Source organism: Iodidimonas sp. SYSU 1G8 (assembly GCF_039655775.1).
Lineage (GTDB): Bacteria > Pseudomonadota > Alphaproteobacteria > SMXS01 > SMXS01 > RI-34.
Window position 1 is genome coordinate 1,711,609 of sequence record NZ_JBBYXJ010000001.1, and the last position, 16,764, is coordinate 1,728,372.

At 64.8% G+C, this 16,764-nt stretch carries 16 protein-coding genes and 1 tRNA gene; 11 read left to right on the forward strand and 6 right to left on the reverse strand.

Annotated elements, in window-relative coordinates; genetic code table 11:
• Nucleotides 1–20: 20 nt before the first annotated feature.
• From WJU17_RS08125 to WJU17_RS08145, 5 genes are all read right to left on the reverse strand, one after another.
• The gene (locus WJU17_RS08125) at nt 21–929 is read right to left on the reverse strand and encodes an HprK-related kinase A (RefSeq protein ID WP_346326822.1); all 909 of its coding nucleotides are present in this window, start codon (nt 927–929) and stop codon (nt 21–23) included.
• The gene (locus WJU17_RS08130) at nt 926–1,216 is read right to left on the reverse strand and encodes an HPr-rel-A system PqqD family peptide chaperone (protein WP_346326823.1); all 291 of its coding nucleotides are present in this window, start codon (nt 1,214–1,216) and stop codon (nt 926–928) included. Before WJU17_RS08130 ends, WJU17_RS08125 begins: the two co-directional genes overlap by 4 nt.
• 17 nt (nt 1,217–1,233) lie before the next feature.
• Nucleotides 1,234–1,749, reverse strand: coding sequence for a hypothetical protein (locus tag WJU17_RS08135; RefSeq protein ID WP_346326824.1), 516 nt, complete (start codon nt 1,747–1,749; stop codon nt 1,234–1,236).
• Nucleotides 1,750–1,894: 145 nt separating this feature from the next.
• Nucleotides 1,895–2,629: a methyltransferase gene (locus tag WJU17_RS08140; protein ID WP_346326825.1), complete on the reverse strand. Its 735-nt coding sequence runs from the start codon at nt 2,627–2,629 to the stop codon at nt 1,895–1,897.
• Nucleotides 2,622–2,831, reverse strand: a complete 210-nt coding sequence (locus WJU17_RS08145; protein WP_346326826.1) for a DUF2007 domain-containing protein — start codon at nt 2,829–2,831, stop codon at nt 2,622–2,624. Before WJU17_RS08145 ends, WJU17_RS08140 begins: the two co-directional genes overlap by 8 nt.
• A 107-nt stretch (nt 2,832–2,938) precedes the next feature.
• On the opposite strand from WJU17_RS08145, the gene WJU17_RS08150 reads away from it, so the two are divergent.
• From WJU17_RS08150 to WJU17_RS08175, 6 genes are all read left to right on the forward strand, one after another.
• On the forward strand, nt 2,939–3,949 hold the full coding sequence (locus tag WJU17_RS08150) for a polyprenyl synthetase family protein (protein WP_346327416.1): 1,011 nt from the start codon (nt 2,939–2,941) through the stop codon (nt 3,947–3,949).
• Nucleotides 3,950–4,025: 76 nt separating this feature from the next.
• Nucleotides 4,026–4,102, forward strand: a tRNA-Pro gene (locus WJU17_RS08155).
• 132 nt (nt 4,103–4,234) lie between these two features.
• Nucleotides 4,235–5,656 carry a DegQ family serine endoprotease gene (locus tag WJU17_RS08160; RefSeq protein WP_346326827.1) on the forward strand — a complete coding sequence of 474 codons (1,422 nt, stop codon included), beginning with the start codon at nt 4,235–4,237 and terminating at the stop codon, nt 5,654–5,656.
• Between the two features lie 84 nt (nt 5,657–5,740).
• Nucleotides 5,741–6,655 (forward strand): ChuX/HutX family heme-like substrate-binding protein, encoded by a 915-nt coding sequence (locus WJU17_RS08165; RefSeq protein ID WP_346326828.1) that lies wholly within the window; start codon nt 5,741–5,743, stop codon nt 6,653–6,655.
• 70 nt (nt 6,656–6,725) lie between these two features.
• On the forward strand, nt 6,726–8,108 hold the full coding sequence (locus WJU17_RS08170; protein ID WP_346326829.1) for an aspartate aminotransferase family protein: 1,383 nt from the start codon (nt 6,726–6,728) through the stop codon (nt 8,106–8,108).
• Between the two features lie 73 nt (nt 8,109–8,181).
• Complete coding sequence (locus WJU17_RS08175; protein ID WP_346326830.1) at nt 8,182–8,694, forward strand: hypothetical protein; 513 nt, start codon at nt 8,182–8,184, stop codon at nt 8,692–8,694.
• Nucleotides 8,695–8,751: 57 nt separating this feature from the next.
• On the opposite strand, the gene WJU17_RS08180 is transcribed toward WJU17_RS08175, so the two are convergent.
• Entirely contained in the window at nt 8,752–10,293 is a 1,542-nt protein-coding gene (locus WJU17_RS08180; RefSeq protein WP_346326831.1) for an AMP-binding protein, read from the reverse strand.
• A gap of 236 nt (nt 10,294–10,529) precedes the next feature.
• Here WJU17_RS08180 and WJU17_RS08185 point away from each other — a divergent pair, with 236 nt between their 5' ends.
• The 5 genes from WJU17_RS08185 (at nt 10,530) to WJU17_RS08205 (ending at nt 16,763) form a co-directional block, all read left to right on the forward strand.
• Nucleotides 10,530–11,339, forward strand: coding sequence for an SDR family oxidoreductase (locus WJU17_RS08185; protein ID WP_346326832.1), 810 nt, complete (start codon nt 10,530–10,532; stop codon nt 11,337–11,339).
• Between the two features lie 23 nt (nt 11,340–11,362).
• Nucleotides 11,363–12,913, forward strand: a complete 1,551-nt coding sequence (locus tag WJU17_RS08190) for a wax ester/triacylglycerol synthase family O-acyltransferase (protein ID WP_346326833.1) — start codon at nt 11,363–11,365, stop codon at nt 12,911–12,913.
• 5 nt (nt 12,914–12,918) lie between these two features.
• On the forward strand, nt 12,919–13,764 hold the full coding sequence (locus WJU17_RS08195; protein ID WP_346327417.1) for an alpha/beta fold hydrolase: 846 nt from the start codon (nt 12,919–12,921) through the stop codon (nt 13,762–13,764).
• Nucleotides 13,761–14,258: a MarR family transcriptional regulator gene (locus WJU17_RS08200; RefSeq protein ID WP_346326834.1), complete on the forward strand. Its 498-nt coding sequence runs from the start codon at nt 13,761–13,763 to the stop codon at nt 14,256–14,258. Before WJU17_RS08195 ends, WJU17_RS08200 begins: the two co-directional genes overlap by 4 nt.
• Nucleotides 14,259–14,471: 213 nt before the next feature.
• Nucleotides 14,472–16,763 carry a PAS domain S-box protein gene (locus WJU17_RS08205; RefSeq protein WP_346326835.1) on the forward strand — a complete coding sequence of 764 codons (2,292 nt, stop codon included), beginning with the start codon at nt 14,472–14,474 and terminating at the stop codon, nt 16,761–16,763.
• Nucleotide 16,764: the final 1 nt, after the last annotated feature.

Here is a 16,764-nt window from a genome sequence, read left to right on the forward strand (position 1 = left end):
CGAGCAAAGGGTCAGGCGGCCTAGAGGCCATCGAGCAACCCTTCGATCAGGCCGACGCCCCCTGCGGTATCCGAGTAGCTGGCGGCAAGAACCGGACGCTCGCCCGCGATGGCGGACAGGGCCTCGAAGCCCGCCTTGCCGATTTCCCGGTAATTCACCGAACAGGCGCTGAGGGCGATGAAGGCCGCCGCCTTGCCCATGGGCGACAGTCCGGCCTCGGCCTCCGGGTCGAAGTGGGGGAACACCACGGCGACGGGCGCGACCAGGTCTCCGGCCGCGTCGATATCCGCGCGGCGCGGCTGGACATAGGCCACCGTGCCTTTCGGCGTCTCCCGAAGCGGGGTCGAGAGCACCAGGTCCGGCGCCCAGGCGGCGACGACGTCGATCGATGCGTTCTTCAGTGAAATCGGCCTCGGATGGGCCGTGATGCGCAGGGTTTCCGGATCGAGCAGGCAGAATTCGTCCGAGACGTGGCGCCAGCCCCGCGCCACGAGCGCCGCGCACAGCGTACTCTTGCCCTGGCCGGACTGCCCGGGAATGATGATGGCGCGGCCTTCCCTGGCCACCACCGCGGCGTGCAGAATCAGATGGGTGAAGGTTCGCGTCGCGACGCACCAGTTGAACGCCTGCTCGAACATCAGGGCCGCCATGTGCTCGGGCAACGGCACATAGGGCGGCGGCGTGTCGATGAAGGCCATGGACTGCCGCCGGATGAACCGCCGCAGGCCGCCCGTGCCCGCGACGCGGATCGAAAAGTCCGGCACCGCGTCCGAAAGGATGTCGAAATGACCGTACAGGCCATGCAGCGACCGATGGAGGACGGAAAGCGGGCTGTGGACGCCGACGATGAAGGGCGGCACGTCAAGGCAGGCGCCGGCCGCCACCCGCCGCGAGAACGCCGCAAGCGCCATGCCGCCGATCCGGCTCATGACCGTCGCGCGATCAGGGCGAGCGCCTCGAAATTTCGCAGCGCCGTGCCGATGCGTCCGCCAAAGGCGCCGGCATCCGCATCGCCCAGGTCTTCGTGCACCGTGTCGGTCAGCGCCGCTTCGGTCAGCGGACTCGCGGCGATCAGGCGCAGGAGGTAGCTGGTGAAGAGATCGAGATAGTGGGTTTCGCCGGTGACCCGGTTGAACACCACGCATCCATCGTCCCAGTCGCGCCAGGTCAGGGCGTCACTGGCGGCGAGGCGAATGACGGCATCGGCCTCTGCCATTCCCGCTCTCGGCCAGCCTACTTGCAGACGGAAGGGCTGGTGTTGTTGTAGATGGAAACGTCGCGCGTGCGCTTGATCGGCCCGCTGCAATAGGACGTCCAGCACGAGCCATTCGTGACCATCAGGTGGATCATGTCACCCGTTTCGACCGAATCGCCTGGCCCGTTCGGATAGCTTCGGCCCGCCCCGGACCCTGAAAAATCGTTCACGATCGATTCGATGTCGTGGCGGTCCTTGCCCTTCTTCTTTTCGGGAATACCCGTCAGCGACGTGACCGTTTCCCGGTTGCGTCGCTGCGTCGAGGTCGGATCCTTACTGAAATCACCGAACGTGCTATCGAGTTGGGATGTCGAGGGGCGCTTGAGCTTGCTGGCGCAACTGGACAGCGCCCAGGCAGTGCCGCTCTGCAGGGAAATGATCACCGGCACGGCGACGACACCGGTCTTGATGATCTTGCGCCGCAACTGGTTGGCCGCCTCGCGCGATTCAGCGCCGCTATCCTGACGGATCTCGTGCGTGTCCTGCTCAGACATGGCGTGTACCTCTTTCCCGCCCCCAAGGGCACCGCAGCGGCATATCGCCGGGTCTGCCGCGCGTGTGCCGCGGCGGATCGGAAACCCCACTGAATTTCGTATTTTAGAAGAGGACCGCCCCGCGATCAATGGCACTGCTTGCCGGTCAGGCCGTCAGGGCGTTACCGCCGCGCAGCACCTGTTCGGCCGCCTCGGTAAACGCGCCATCTTCCGCATGCAGCACGAGGCCAGGCAGCAGCCGAAGCGGCGCGCTACCGGCACGTCTTCCCTGCAGGATGACCCGCTTCGCTTCGGCGCCGAGGCGCGGCCACAGCGGTGTGACGATCAGCGCGCCGAACAGGGGCGCCAGCACGGCGAGCGCCCGGGCCAGTTCGCCGGCCGGCAGGATCAGGCTGAGCATCCCCTTGCCGCGCACCCGACCCGCGCAGAACGCCAGCCAGGAGTCGAACCCGAGATCGTCGATGAAGTGGGCGCGCGCCAGATCCGGATTGGGACTGGTACGCCCACGGTCGATGGAGCGATAGGGCGGATTGCTGATGACATGATCGAACTGGCGGGCCAGCAGCGAAGCGGGTGGATGAAAGACATCGCCTTCGATCCATTCAACCTCGCGGCAATTCATCGTCGCGCTGCGACGGGCGAGCGTCAGGCTGGCGCCATCATACTCCAGCCCCGTCAAGCTCAGGCCGGACACCCGCGCGGCGAGGCAGAGCGCCGCCGCGCCGGTACCGCACCCAACATCAAGCACACTCTGGCCGGCTTTCGCCGGAACCCCGGCGGCGAGCAGCACGGGGTCGAGCGCGACGCGGTATCCGGTCCTCGGCTGAAGCAGCCGGACCCGGCCGTCCAGCAGGGCATCTTCCGTGACGCCGTCAGACATCAAGGTCCGAATCGGACAGGATCGAGCGGGCGCGATCGGCGTCCTCGTCGATGACCATGATCCGGCGCGGGATGGCGCCGATGCTTCCCTCGAGAATCGAGGTGTGGCCATCGAATACCACGGAGTCGATTCCTACATCCTTGAGAAGGCTTTGCGCGTATGAAATGAGAACGGGATCGTTGGTGCGCAGGATTTCCCGCATGGCTTTCGCTCCCGTTCCAGGATTACCGGCAGTTCACTTGACCGCCGATCTTACCGCCTTCTATCTTGGCTAAAACAAGGAAAATCGAGGAACGTCCCGTGGATAATGTGGTTCGGATTCCCAGGGAGAAGCGCGAGAAAGCCTCGGCCCTCGACGTGCTGACCGACCTCGTCAAGGACGATATGCGGCGCGTGAACGACGTCATTATCAAGCGCATGCACAGCCCGGTGGCGCTGATTCCGCAGCTGGCCGGCCATCTGATCGCCTCGGGCGGCAAGCGGCTGCGCCCCATGCTGACGCTGGCGACGGCCAATCTGTGCGGCTATGAGGGCGACCGCCACATTCCGCTCGCCGCCTGCATCGAGTTCCTGCACAGCGCCACCCTGCTGCACGACGACGTGGTCGACGAAAGCCGCCTGCGGCGCGGCAACGAGACCGCCAACGTGCTGTGGGGCAACCAGGCCAGCGTGCTCGTTGGCGACTTCCTGTTCAGCCGGGCCTTCCAGGTGATGACCGACGACGGTTCGCTGGACGTGCTGCGCCTGTTGTCCGGCACCTCTGCGGTGCTGGCGGAAGGCGAGGTCCTGCAGCTGACAACCTCCAACGATGTCGACACCAGCGAGGATTCCTACCTGCAGGTGGTCGCCGCCAAGACCGCGGTGCTGTTCGCCGCCGCCTGCCAGATCGGCGCCATCGTCGCCGGGCGGCCGGCCGCCGAGGAGGAGGCGCTGGAAAGCTTCGGCCGCAACCTGGGAATCGCCTTCCAGCTGGCCGACGACGCGCTGGACTATTCGGCCAAGCAGGCGACGCTCGGCAAGTCGGTGGGCGATGATTTCCGCGAGGGCAAGATCACCCTGCCCGTCATCCTGGCCTATCGCCGCTCCAGCGCCGAGGAGCGCAATTTCTGGCGCCGCACGCTGGAGACGGTGGAGCAGGAAGACGGCGACCTGGACCACGCCATCGCCCTGATGACCAAGTATGACGCGCTGCGCGACACCATCGAGCGGGCGCGTCATTACGGCGCCATGGCCAAGGACGCGCTGCGGCTTTTCTCGCCTTCGCCGACCCGCGAGGCCCTGACCGCCATCGTCGATTTTTCCATCGAACGCGCTTTTTGACATTTCCCGTGCAAGGCCGCTTGCAGGGACGCCAGCGGAGCGCTATACACGCGCCCTGCCCCACCTAAGGGCCCGTCGGGGAGTAGCTCAGCCTGGTAGAGCACTGTGTTCGGGACGCAGGGGCCGGAGGTTCGAATCCTCTCTCCCCGACCAATTAGGCCCTGGTTCAGATGATGGTACTGCCCGCCCGAACGGGCAGCCATCTTTCCTCCTACTGCCATCACCGGCCTTGAACGTTTCGCCCCCGCTTGCCAATTCCTAGGTCTGGCAATCACGAGGGCGACCATGAAGCGTGTTCTGACGGTGCTGGCGGCTGTTCTGGTCGCTGGCGGTTTGGCGTGGGCTTTCATTCCTGAAGTGCGGCAGACCGTTTCCCCGGCCACCGCACCGCAACCGCTGGCCACGGCGCCGCCTCTCACCGGTATCGCGCCCGCCCTGCCGTCGCTTCATCCCGTGCTGGCCCGCGTCTCGAGCGCCGTGGTGAACATCTCGGTCGAGGGCAAGGCCCAGGGCCCCATGAATCCGTTCATGGAAGACCCGATGTTCCGCCGCTTTTTCGGCGATCCGCGCGAGACGCCCGAACGGCGCTCCACCAGTGTCGGCTCCGGCGTGATCGTCGACGCCAAAAACGGCTATATCATCACCAACCACCATGTGGTGGCGAACGCGGGCCGCATCGACGTGACCCTGACCGATCGGCGCGAGTTGCGGGCAAAGCTGGTCGGATCGGATCCGGAAATCGACATCGCCGTGCTGAAGGTGGATGCCCGCGACTTGACGGCCATGCCCATCGGCAAGTCCGACAGCCTGAAGATCGGCGATTTCGTGATCGCCATGGGAAATCCTTTCGGCCTCGGCCAGACCGCGACCCTCGGGATCGTCAGCGCACTGGGCCGGACGGGGCTGGGGATCGAAGGCTATGAGAACTTCATCCAGACCGATGCGTCGATCAATCCAGGCAATTCGGGCGGCGCGCTGATCGACCAGAGCGGCAATCTGGTGGGCATCAACACGGCGATCCTGTCGCGGACCGGCGGCAATATCGGCATCGGCTTCGCGATTCCCGCCGAAATGGCCATGCTCGCCGCCTCGCAGATCATCGATTATGGCGAGGTCCAGCGCGGCCAGATGGGCGTCACCATCCAGGACCTGACACCCGAGCTGGCCGAGGCCATGGGAATCGATGCCCGGCGCGGCGCTCTGGTCTCCGGCGTCATGCCCGCCTCTCCCGCCGAGAAGGCGGGGCTGCGCCCCGGCGACGTCGTGACGGCGGTCGACGGCAAGGCCATCGGCAGCAGTTCCGAACTGCGCAACACCATCGGCCTGATGCGCCCTGGTCAGAGTATTGCCGTCGATATCGTGCGCGAGGGCGAGACCCAAACGCTGGAGATGGCGCTGCAGGGCCAGCAGAAGACGGCACAAGCCGCGCCGCTTGTGGGCGAGCGCTTCGCCGGACTGGCGCTCGGGCCTTTGCCGGAGAGCCATCCGCTCGCGGGCGAGGTCAAAGGCGTCTATGTGCAGTCGGTCGCACCGGGCAGCAACGCGGCACGGGCCGGCGTCATGGCCGGCGACGTGATCGTGAGCATCAACCGACAGCCCGTCGCGGGGCCGGATGACCTTGCCCAGGCCGCCGCCAGCGCACAGGGAAGACCGTTGCTGCTGCATATCCGCCGCGGGGCCGGCAGCCTGTTCGTCGCCATGCCGTGACGCGGAGGGAGAGCAAATACCTCGACCTCCGCCTGTTTCGGTCGATATCATCGACTCCACACGCCGCATTCGGGGAGAACCGCCATGAGTTCCAGCGCCATCGCAGATAAGACCACGTTCCTGAAACCCGCCTGGGAGGACATCGTCAAGGCGCTGGAGAAGTCGGGAACGTTCACCGTGCGGACCGGCAGCGGCGGCATCTTCATCGAGCAGACCGACGGCATCGACGAGGTATTCCTGCGCGGTGAAGGCGCATTCGCCTCGGTCGTGCAGGAGAACATGGATTTGCGCTTCCTGTTGAAGCGACTGGCGCGGGCCGAGGTGCATCCCGCCCACACCACCATCGATCTCTACAACGAAGCCGGCGCGCTGGCGACGTCGATCCATGGCGCCGACGACGAGGCCAAGGCCACCATCGAAGGGCTGGTCGGCCGCTTCGGGACCGATTCGGTGCATCATGAGGCGGGCCGCGGCGGCGCGCACCGGCCGGGCCTCGCGGACAAGGACGTGGACGTGGCGGCGGTCCGGGCCGACTGGGCCGCGATGACCAACGTGCATCATTTCGAGGCGCTGCTGGCCAAGCACCGCATCGGACGGCTGCAGGCGTTCCGGCTGGTCGGCGAGGAATACGCCGCCGAGCTGAGCGCCGAGGCTTTCCCGGATCTGCTTTCCAAGCTGGACAAGACCGGCGAACAGGTGATGGTGTTCGTCGCCAATCGCGGCTTCGTGCAGATTTTCTCCGGCCCGGCCCATGCGCCCAAGCGCGTCGGCCATGGCTGGGAGATCGTCCACGACAAGGCGAAAGTGTTCATCCCGGACGCGGCGCTCCAGCATCTGTGGCTGGTCAACAAGCCGACCGCCGCCGGCATCATCTCGTCGCTGGAAATCGTCAGCGAGGCCGAGGACCAGGCGTTGGCGAGCCTTTTCGGCCGTCACCCGCACGGCGATCCGCAACCGGCGAGCTGGCTTGAGCTGCTGAATACGCTGCCCAGGAAGTAAGGCAAAACCTTCAGCCTTGCCGGTCCGGCCTCCCTCCCCGTAAGCTGTGAAAAATACGGGGAGAGATTCAATGAACATGGCATTCAAGATCACCGACGACATTGGCGCCGCCGGCCGCGCCGTCCGCGAAAGCCTGAGCCGAAAGAACGAACGCTCGCGCGAGCTGACCGGACGCACCAAGGAACTCATGAACATGGGTTCGGCGGCCAGCGTCGAGATGCCGTTCCCGGTGCTGATCGAAAAGGGTGAAGGCCCCTACATCATCGACGCGGACGGCAACCGCTACATCGACTTCCAGATCGGTTTCGGCTCGCTGATCCTCGGCCACCGCCATCCGGTCGTGCAGCAGGCCATCATGGACCAGGTCGAGAATCGCGGCTGGCAGTTCGGCCTGCACAATCCCAACCAGGTGCCGCTGGCCGAACAGCTGATCAAGGCCGACAACTGCGTCGAGCGGGCGATCTTCTGCAACACGGGGACCGAAGCGTCCATGTACGCCATCCGCGCCGCGCGCGCCTTTACCGGCAAGAACAAGATCGGGGTGTTCGACGGCTTCTATCACGGCGCCCATGATTACGGCATCGGTCTGGCAGATCCTTCCAGCCCGCGCGATGCGCCGGTCTATCGGCCGCTGGGCGCCGGCGTGCTGCCGGCCGTGGTCGAGAACCAGATCATGCTGCCCTACCGCTCGCAGGCGGCCTTCGACCTGATCCGCAAGCACAAGGACGAGCTTGCCGTGGTGATGATCGAGGCGGCGCAGAGCTCCAACCCGCACATGAACGACGAGATCCGCGAATTCCTGCATGAGTTGAAGGCGGTCTGCACCCAGTCCGGCGTGCTGATGATGATGGACGAGGTCATCACCGGGTTCCGCTTCGCCTATGGCGGCGCGCAGGAATTCTACGGCATCAAGCCGGACCTTGCGACCTACGGCAAGGCGCTGGGCGGCGGCCTTCCCATCGGCGCGGTCGGCGGCCGAGCCGACATCATGCGGCTGTTCAACGCCATGCACGAGGGCGATCCCAAGGGCATCATGTCGGGCGGCACCTTCTCGGGCAATCCGCTGACCATGGCGGCCGGTTATGCCCAGGTGAAATACTTCGACGACAACCGGGACACGGTCTATCCGCACATCAACGGCCAGGGCGAACGCCTCGCCCGGATGATCAACGACTATGCCCACAGCCAGAACATGGCCGTGCAGGTGCTGAATGCCGGCTCCATGTTCCAGATATACTTCAAGAAGGAAGAAATCCGCTCGGCGCGGGACCTGAACATGAAGAAGCCGCCCGCCGAAACCGAATTCTACCTGCACCTGCTCGATAACGGCGTTCTTGTGCCCGGCACGCGGCGGTCGTTCGTGTCGTTCGCGCACACGCCCGAGCTGATCGACGACGCGGTGGAACGGGTCAAGCGGTCACTGGATCTGGTGCGCGCGGACGGCCTGATCTGAGCAGGCTTGCCAAGCTCCGCCGGCACCGGATATTCGCTAAGGCACGCCACCATGCATAGAGGGGAATCACCGCATGACCGTACCATTCAGAACAGTGCTGATCGCGCTCGCCGCCGTTTCGGGCCTCGCCGCCTGCGATAGTTCCGAGACCCTGACCGAGAAAGCCATCGAGAAATACGCCGAGCAGCAAGGGGTCGACATGGATGTCGACCTGAAAGATGGCGGCCAATCGGTCACCATGAAATCCGATCAGGGGGAAATCACGACCCAGGTCGGCGGCGAGGTCAAGATACCCGACGGCTTCCCAAGCGACATTCCGGTTTATGACGGTCTGACCGTCCACGCGGCCAGCACCATGTCGGACACCTACATGCTGCACGCCCAAAGCGCCGAACCGCTGGACAAGATCGTCCAGTACTATGTCGAGGCCATGCCCGCCCAGGGCTGGGTAAAGGAAGCCGAAAGCAACCAGGCCGGCGTGATGTACATCAGCTCGTACAAGAAGGATGGACGCACCGCCGGCGTGACTGTCGTTGCCGGCGATGATTCAAGGACCGTGCAGATCAGCGCGCTCGGCCCCCGCTAACCGTCCGCGCATCGCGGAGGGAGCCAAGTTCCCTCCGCCGAATGCCGAGAATGTCGTTCAGACGATCCGGCTGTCCTTCTTGCCCCAGTAGCGGTCGCGCAGCAGGCGCTTGTAGAGCTTGCCCGTGGGATGGCGCGGCAACTCGGCCTCGAAATCCACGCTTCGGGGGCATTTGAGATGCGCCAGGTGCTGGCGGCAATAGGCGATCAACTCCTGCGCCAGCGCCGGTCCCGCCTCGGACCATTCCATGGGCTGGACGACCGCCTTGACCTCCTCGCCGAACTCCTCGTTCGGGACGCCGAACACGGCGACATCGGCGACGGCGGGATGCCCGATCAGCAGATTTTCGACTTCCTGCGGATAGATGTTCACGCCGCCTGAGATGATCATGAAGGCCTTGCGGTCGGTCAGGTACAGGAAGCCGTCCTCGTCCACGTAACCGACATCGCCCAGCGTCGACCAGCCCCTGTCGTTGCGGGTCTGGGCCGTCTTCTCGGCGTCGTTGTGATAGCTGAAATCGGGGCCGCCGGAGAAGTAGATGGTCCCGGGCTCGCCCTGCGGCACCTCCTCGCCATCCTCGCCGACGATGTGCAACTGGGCGACGAGCGGCCGGCCGACCGAGCCGGGGTGCTTGAGCCAGTCATGGGAGTTGATGAAGGTCATGCCGTTCGCTTCGGTCCCGGCATAGTACTCCAGCAGGATCGGCCCCCACCATTCGATCATGCGCCGCTTCACGTCAACCGGGCAGGGCGCGGCCGCATGCACGGCGACCCGCAGCGATGACACGTCATAGCGAGCGCGCGTCTCCTCGGGCAGCTTGAGCATCCGCACGAACATGGTCGGCACGAGCTGGGTGTGGGTCGCCCGGTATTCCTGCAACAGCCGCAGATAGTTCTCGGCGTCGAAGTGATCCATGATGATGCACGTTCCGCCGACGCGCATGACCCACATGTTGAAGCGCAGCGGCGCCGCGTGATACAGCGGCGCCGGCGACAAATAGATGCAGTCAGCGGAGAAATTGTAGAGCGCCCGGGTCGCCTGCGCCGTCGGCGTGACATAGTCGATGGGATCGCCCGCGAGCGGCACCTTGACCCCTTTGGGCCGGCCCGTCGTGCCCGACGAATAAAGCATGTCGACGCCGGAAATCTCGTCGGCGATGGGCGTGGCGGGGTAGCCGTCCACGGCAGTCTCGTACGCCTCATAACCAGCGATCGCGCCATCGGTCATCAGCCGGGTTTCGACCGCCGGTATCTGGCTCGCCAGTTCCTCGGCCACCTTGGCCAGAGCATGCGAGACGACCAGCAGGCGGGCACCGCAATCATTGACGATATACGCCGCTTCCGGCGCCGTCAGCCGGGTGCTGATCGCCGTGAAGTATAGACCCGACCGCTGCGCCGCCCAGCAGACCTCGTAGAAGCGGGCCTGGTTCTCCATCATCAGAGCGATGTGGTCGCCCGGCTTCAGCCCCTTGGCGCGGAACAATTGCGCCAGACGGTTGGAGCGGGCCTCCAGCTCGCCATAGGTTACCGTCTCGCCTGTCGCCGCCATGATGTAGGCGGGCTTTTCGGGCGTGGTACGGGCGTGCACGGACGGGTGCATGAAACGTGATCTCCCCAGTTGTTTCGCGTCTATTTAGCACCCGGCTTACCGCCTGGTAAACGGCGGAAGCCCGCTCTCAAGCGCCGATCCAAGCCGGCGCAATCAGATCTGACCATGCAGTCAGCGCATAGCTGCACCGCAACATACTTGTATTTGCAACCATCATCTCTGTTCGTTATAACGCATCGCAATATGTATTGCTGCAGCGCAGCATGAGTGCGCATCGGGGAGATTGCATGGCTCACGGATACGGAAAGACCGCGCTTGTGACGGGCGCGTCAACGGGGATAGGCCGCGAACTCGCCGCTGTCTTTGCAGAGCACGGCTACAATCTCGTCGTCGTCGCCCGCGATGTCGCCAAGCTCGAGAGCCTCGCCGGAGAGCTGTACGATGCGTATGGCACCAGTGTGACCGTGGTGCCGAAGGACCTCTCCAAGGCCACCGCGCCCCAGCAAATTTTCAAGGCGGTGAACGAGGCGGGCATCCATATCGATGTCCTCATCAACAATGCCGGCTTCGGCACCTTCAAGAGCTTCGGCGAAACGCCATTGTCGCGCGTGACCGAGATGGTGGCCGTCAATGTCGCCGCTTTGACCGCGCTCTCGCACCTGTTCGCCGGGCCCATGATCGAGAACAAGGAAGGCCGGATCCTGAACGTTGCCTCGGTCGCGGCCTTCAATCCGACGCCGGGCGCCGCCGTTTACGGTGCGACCAAGGCGTTCGTGCTGTCCCTTACCGAAGCGCTGAGCGAAGAACTGAAACCCTACAACATCGCCGTCACCGCCCTGTGTCCCGGCCTGACCGAAACCGAATTCTCGCGCAACGCCACCGGCAAGGCCGGCCCCAATCCGGCGGTGCCGAACTTCATGAAGCTCGATGCCAGACAGGTCGCGCGCGAGGGCTTCGAGGCGCTGCACGCCAATGAAGTGATCCGCATCAACGGCCTCGCCTATCAGCTCGGCGTGGAGTGGCTGCGCTACACGCCGCGGTCCGTCGCCCGGACCATCGGCGGCATGTTCGGCAAGCAGCTTGAAGACGGCTTCTGAAGCCGCGAGGGGAGACACATCCGATGAGCACGCATATCGAAAAACTATCCGGCGCGGACGCCAGCTGGTTGCACCTCGAAAGTGAGGACGTGCCGCTGCACGTGGCCAGCTGTCCGATCTTCCAGTTGCCCGAGGGCACCGACACGGAGACCTTTTTCAAGCAGGTCAAGGAACTGGTCCGGCAGCGTGCCCCGGCGCTGAAGAACTACCGGATCCGCCGTGTCGATACACCGTTCGGCCTCGATCATCCGGTCTGGCACGACGACGTGCGCAACATCGATTTCGACTATCACATCCGCCGCGTGCGCCTGCCCAAACCGGGTTCGCTGGAGCAGCTCGAGGCAGCCTGCTCGCGCATCGCCGCCGCGCCCATGGACATGAACCGTCCGCTCTGGGAGTACCATCTGATCGAGGGCATCCAGGGCAACCGCGTCTGCCTGGTGATCAAGATCCATCACGCGGTGATCGATGGCGAATCCGGCGTCATGCAACTCGACCTGATGATGGACCGCACGCCCGAGCCGCGCCATGTCGTGCTGCCGGACAATCTCCCCGAGGGCACCGAGGCGCCGCATATGTGGGAGTTGCTAAGCGACGCATTCCTGAGCTTCATGCGCCAGCCTCTTACCATGCTCGAGTCCCTGCCGCGCATGGCCGAGGCGGCGAACAATTATTCCAGCGTGATGATGGACCGGCTGAGCCATGGCGAGACCCTGAACCGGGTCGCCCCGCCCACGCCCTTCAACCGCTCGGTCTCGCGCAGCCGCCGCTATGTCATGGCATCGGTGCCGCTGGGCGAGGCGAAGGCGATCAAGAATGCCCTGAAGGTGACGCTCAACGACGTGGTCATGAGCGTATGCGCGGGCGCGTTGCGCCGCTACCTGCTGCGCGCGGGAAGTCAGGTCGGCGAGGAATTGCTGGCCATGGTACCCGTCTCGCTGCGCCGCGGCGATGCCAACGCCGATCACATGGGCACGCTGGTCACCGGCATGGTCTGCGGCCTCGCCACCGATATCGCCGACCCGATCGACCGGCTGCGCGCGGTCAACAAGCGCAGCCGCGACGCCAAGGCCCAGGTCGAGGCGACCAAGGGCGCCATGATCCAGAACTACAATATCGCCGGCGCACCGCTGGCGCTGCGCCTCGCCTCCCAGTTGTATGGCGGGCTCAAGCTGGCGGACCTGCACCAGCCGATGTTCAACGTCACCATCTCCAACGTGGCCGGCCCGCGCGAGGTGCTGTACCTGAACGGCGCCCGGATGCTGCATTATCACCCGCTGTCGCTGATCACTCACGGCCTCGGCCTCAACATCACCGTCCAAAGCTACTGCGATACGCTGGATTTCGGACTGATCTCCTGCGCCAAGCTCCTGCCCGATCTGGCCGAACTGCGCGACGATCTACTGGCCAGCTTCGAGGAACTGCGCAACGAGGTGTTCCCCGACGCGGCCGCGGGCGTCGCGCCGGACACCGTGCGCGGCCTGTCCATGCCGCGCGCCGGAAGGACCGCGCCGGTCAAGGCGAAGGCGCTTCGGCTGCCCTCGCGACGCACCCCGGCCGGCAAGGCGTCGTGACCGCCATGAATGACACCATGCTGAGAAACGGCTATCGCCAGTTCCGCCTGGGCAGCGATATCCTGCTGGCGGGCTGCGAATATGTCGGCCAGTTCCTGTACGGTCCGCTGGCGCTTTCCGTCGCCCGCCGCGCCGCCGCGCCCAAGGCGGTGATCACCATTCCCGGCTTCACCGGCACGGACGAGACCGTTGCCCCGCTCAACGACGCCCTCAACAATCTCGGTTATACGGCGGAGTCCTGGGGCCTGGGGCTGAACCGGGGCATTCCCGACCGCGCCCGATTCGAGCAGCAGACCAACCAGATCGCCAAGCGTGCCTCGCGCCTTGCCGAGACGACGGGCGCGCCAGTGGCGCTGGTCGGCCATTCGCTAGGGGGCATGTACGCCCGCGAGATCGGCCGCCGCTATCCCGATCTCGTCGACCGTATCGTGACCATGGGCAGTCCGGCGCATGTTATGCCGCTGGATCCCGCCGTCACCGGTCAGCCACTGCGCCGTGGCAGGCCCTTTGGCCGGCGCGACCGCGATCACATCTTCAGCGACGATCCGCCCGCCGGGATTCCGCTGGTGGCGATCTACAGCCGGCTTGACGGTATCGCGCCAGTACGCACGACCCAGATTCCAGGCAACTACCTGTTCGATGCGCAGGGCACGCCCCGCGAGAACATCGAGATCCTGTGCTCGCATCTGGGGATGGCGGTCAATCCGCTGGTCCAGATCGTCATAGCCGACAGGCTCGCCCAGAGCCTTGACGACTGGCGCCCCTTCGACGCCTCCGGCTATTTCCCGCTGCCGGTACGGCTCGCCCATTCCGTGTTCTTCCCCCCTGTCAACGATCGGATCCCGGCATGAGAGACGGCCCCGATCTTCACTCAACCATGCCCGACCAGATGGTCTCGACCGGGAGCGATGAGATTTCCGCCTTCAATCTGAACGAGTACGTGCCCTTCCTGATCAACCGCGGCGCGACCCGCGTCGCGGCGGATTTCGGCTCTGGCCTGAAGCCGCACGGGATCAACATCACCGTCTGGCGCATCATCGCCTCGCTCAACCAGCACGAGAGCCAGCGAATCGGTGAACTTTCCGATTTTACCGGCATCGAGATGTGGACGGTTTCCCGGGTGGTAACGCGCCTGGAGCAGGATGGCTATGTCACGCGGCATCGCGGCGACCAGGACGCCCGCGGCGTCATCGTGTCGTTGACGGAGACGGGCCGGGCACTCGTCGATACGCTGATCCCGGAAGCTCAACGCTATGAGTCCCTGATATTGGAAGGGTTTAGCGAAGATGAAACCAAATGCCTGCGCGCCCTGCTGGATCGTCTGTTCCACAATATGCGGCGTTGAACCGACGGCGTCGACGGCCGGAAACCGGAATCGTCACAGACACTTAATCGGTAACTGTCGCTTTCACCGTTTGCCGGGGCCGTTTAATTCGGTGTATCGTCAGGTCGCTCGACTGTCGCGAGGCCGTCGAGAGCTTGATTGATGCACGGGCAGGAACGTTACCGTCAAGAAACGGTTACTGTTTTCAAGTTAGGGCCGAACTTGGAAGGGACCTTGGCCAACACGATCGACAAAAAGTGGTCGCACCTCAGCGCCACGCTGTTCAGCGACCTCTCCGAAGGCATTTTCGCCTTTGGCGAGGACCTGTCGATTATTGCCTGGAACCCGGCGCTGGTCGAACTTCTCCAGCTTCCCCCCGCCGTGATGACGGGCGCCACCGCCCATGACCTGATGTCGTACTGCGCCCTGCGCGGTGACTTCGGTCCGGGCGCTCCCGCGACGCTGGCCGACGCGGCCCTCGGACACTTGCGCGCGGCACACACCTCTTTCATGGCGTGGCCGGTGGCCGGCCGTACGGCGCTGCGAATTCGCGCCAAGCAGGTCGGCGAAGGCGTCACCATCGCTTTCGTGGCCGAAGAGGACGTGTCGGGTGCCCCGCGGCCCGTGCCGGCACGTGCCAGGGTCCATGCCGGCGACAGCCGACTGGAGACATTCATCCTTGGCCAGATCCGCGAAGGATTCGTGGTCACCGACGTCGACGGCATCATCGTCAACTGCAACCCGGCGGCCTGCGAAATCCTCGGCGTTCCGGAGACGGAGCTGCTGGGCCTGTCGACCTTCTCCTTCCTGCCCGCCGGTCCTGAAAAGGCAGTCGTCCAGGACACCATTCACAGCACCCTGAACGAAAACCGGACCTGGTCCGACGAGACCGAGATCGTTCGGCCGGACGGCAGCCGCCGGGTCATCGAATCCTCGGTGACGCCCATGCGCGGTCCGGATGGCGCCATTATCGGCCGGATCGGGGTGATGCGCGACGTCACCGCACGCTGGGAGGCGGAAAAGGGCGTGCGCGAGGCCGAGACCAAGTTCCGCAATTTGGTGGATGGCTCGCTGCAGGGCGTGATGATCCACCGGGACTCCCGGATCGTCTATGTGAATCAGTCCGCCGCCCAGATCTATGGCAGCACCACCGACCGCATGATCGGCCGCTCGGTGCTGGATTATTGTTCGGCCGAAGACCTGAAGCGCGGCCAGGACAGCATGCGCAAGACCATCTCTCCCGCCTGGAAGCTGCGCGGCCGCCGGGAAGACGGCAGCACCGTCTGGGTCGAGGTCAATGCCCGCGAAGTGGACTGGGAAGGCGAAGCCGCCCGCCAGGTCACCATTGTGGACATCACCGAGAAACAGCGCGCCGAAGAGGCGCTGCATCACGCGCAGAAGCTCGACTCCCTCGGCCAGTTGACCGGCGGCATCGCCCATGACTTCAACAATCTGCTGGGCGTCATCTCGGGCAATCTGGAGTTGCTGCGCGAGCAGATCGACAACCGCGGCGAACATGCCAGCTATATCGAGGCCAGTCTTCGATCCGTCCGGCGCGGCGCCGAGCTTTCCAAACGCCTGCTGGCATTCGCGCGCAAGCAGCCGCTGAAGCCTGAACTGACCGATCTGAACGAACTCGTCGGATCGATGACGACCATTCTGCAACGCACGCTCGGCGAGACCATCAACGTGGAACCTCGTCTGGTGAATGCTCCCTGGCCGGTGCTCATCGATCCCGGGCAGATGGAGAACGTGCTGCTCAACCTCGCGCTGAATGCGCGCGACGCCATGCCGCAGGGCGGCCGCCTGTTGCTGGAAACGGCCAATCTGTCGCTCGAGCACGACCTGGTCCGCGACCCGACGGTCATCCCCGCCGGCGACTATCTCAAGCTGACGGTGCGCGATACCGGCACCGGCATGGCGCCCGAGGTCCTGGAAAAGGCGTTCGAGCCGTTCTTCACCACCAAGGATGTGGGCGTCGGCAGCGGTCTGGGACTGAGCATGATCTACGGCTTCGTGCAGCAGTCGGCCGGCCACATCTATATCGACAGCGCGACTGGCGCGGGAACCACCGTGCACCTCTACCTGCCGAAGGCCGCCCAATCGGTTCCCTCACCCAGCCGTCAGAAAGTGAAATCATCCATGCCGGCGGGCAATAATGAGGTGGTGCTGGTCGTCGAGGATGACAGCGACCTGCGCGACCTGGCGGTTCTGCTGCTGAACCGGATGGGCTACAAGACCCACGAGGCGGCCGATGGACAGATGGCCATCGCCCTGCTCGATAAACTCCCTCACATCGATCTGCTGTTCACCGATCTCGTGCTGCCCGAGGGTATCGGCGGAGTCGAGATCGCCCAGGCGGCGCGCAAGCGGTTTCCGGGTCTGAAGGTCCTGTTCACCTCCGGCTATGGCGAGAGCGCGTCGTTCCAGAACGTGCTGCCGCCGGACACGACCGTGGAGATGATCAGCAAGCCCTATCGCCGCGAAGTGCTGGCCAAGCGCCTGCAGGAAGTCCTGTCGAGCTGAG

Bases quoted from the DNA above. Each gene is read 5' to 3' on its own strand.
- WJU17_RS08125 (WP_346326822.1), bottom strand. From the start codon at position 929: ATGAGCCGGATCGGCGGCATGGCGCTTGCGGCGTTCTCGCGGCGGGTG.
- WJU17_RS08130 (WP_346326823.1), bottom strand. From the start codon at position 1,216: ATGGCAGAGGCCGATGCCGTCATTCGCCTCGCCGCCAGTGACGCCCTG.
- WJU17_RS08135 (WP_346326824.1), bottom strand. From the start codon at position 1,749: ATGTCTGAGCAGGACACGCACGAGATCCGTCAGGATAGCGGCGCTGAA.
- WJU17_RS08140 (WP_346326825.1), bottom strand. From the start codon at position 2,629: ATGTCTGACGGCGTCACGGAAGATGCCCTGCTGGACGGCCGGGTCCGG.
- WJU17_RS08145 (WP_346326826.1), bottom strand. From the start codon at position 2,831: ATGCGGGAAATCCTGCGCACCAACGATCCCGTTCTCATTTCATACGCG.
- WJU17_RS08160 (WP_346326827.1), top strand. From the start codon at position 4,235: ATGAAGCGTGTTCTGACGGTGCTGGCGGCTGTTCTGGTCGCTGGCGGT.
- WJU17_RS08165 (WP_346326828.1), top strand. From the start codon at position 5,741: ATGAGTTCCAGCGCCATCGCAGATAAGACCACGTTCCTGAAACCCGCC.
- WJU17_RS08170 (WP_346326829.1), top strand. From the start codon at position 6,726: ATGAACATGGCATTCAAGATCACCGACGACATTGGCGCCGCCGGCCGC.
- WJU17_RS08175 (WP_346326830.1), top strand. From the start codon at position 8,182: ATGACCGTACCATTCAGAACAGTGCTGATCGCGCTCGCCGCCGTTTCG.
- WJU17_RS08180 (WP_346326831.1), bottom strand. From the start codon at position 10,293: ATGCACCCGTCCGTGCACGCCCGTACCACGCCCGAAAAGCCCGCCTAC.
- WJU17_RS08185 (WP_346326832.1), top strand. From the start codon at position 10,530: ATGGCTCACGGATACGGAAAGACCGCGCTTGTGACGGGCGCGTCAACG.
- WJU17_RS08190 (WP_346326833.1), top strand. From the start codon at position 11,363: ATGAGCACGCATATCGAAAAACTATCCGGCGCGGACGCCAGCTGGTTG.
- WJU17_RS08195 (WP_346327417.1), top strand. From the start codon at position 12,919: ATGAATGACACCATGCTGAGAAACGGCTATCGCCAGTTCCGCCTGGGC.
- WJU17_RS08200 (WP_346326834.1), top strand. From the start codon at position 13,761: ATGAGAGACGGCCCCGATCTTCACTCAACCATGCCCGACCAGATGGTC.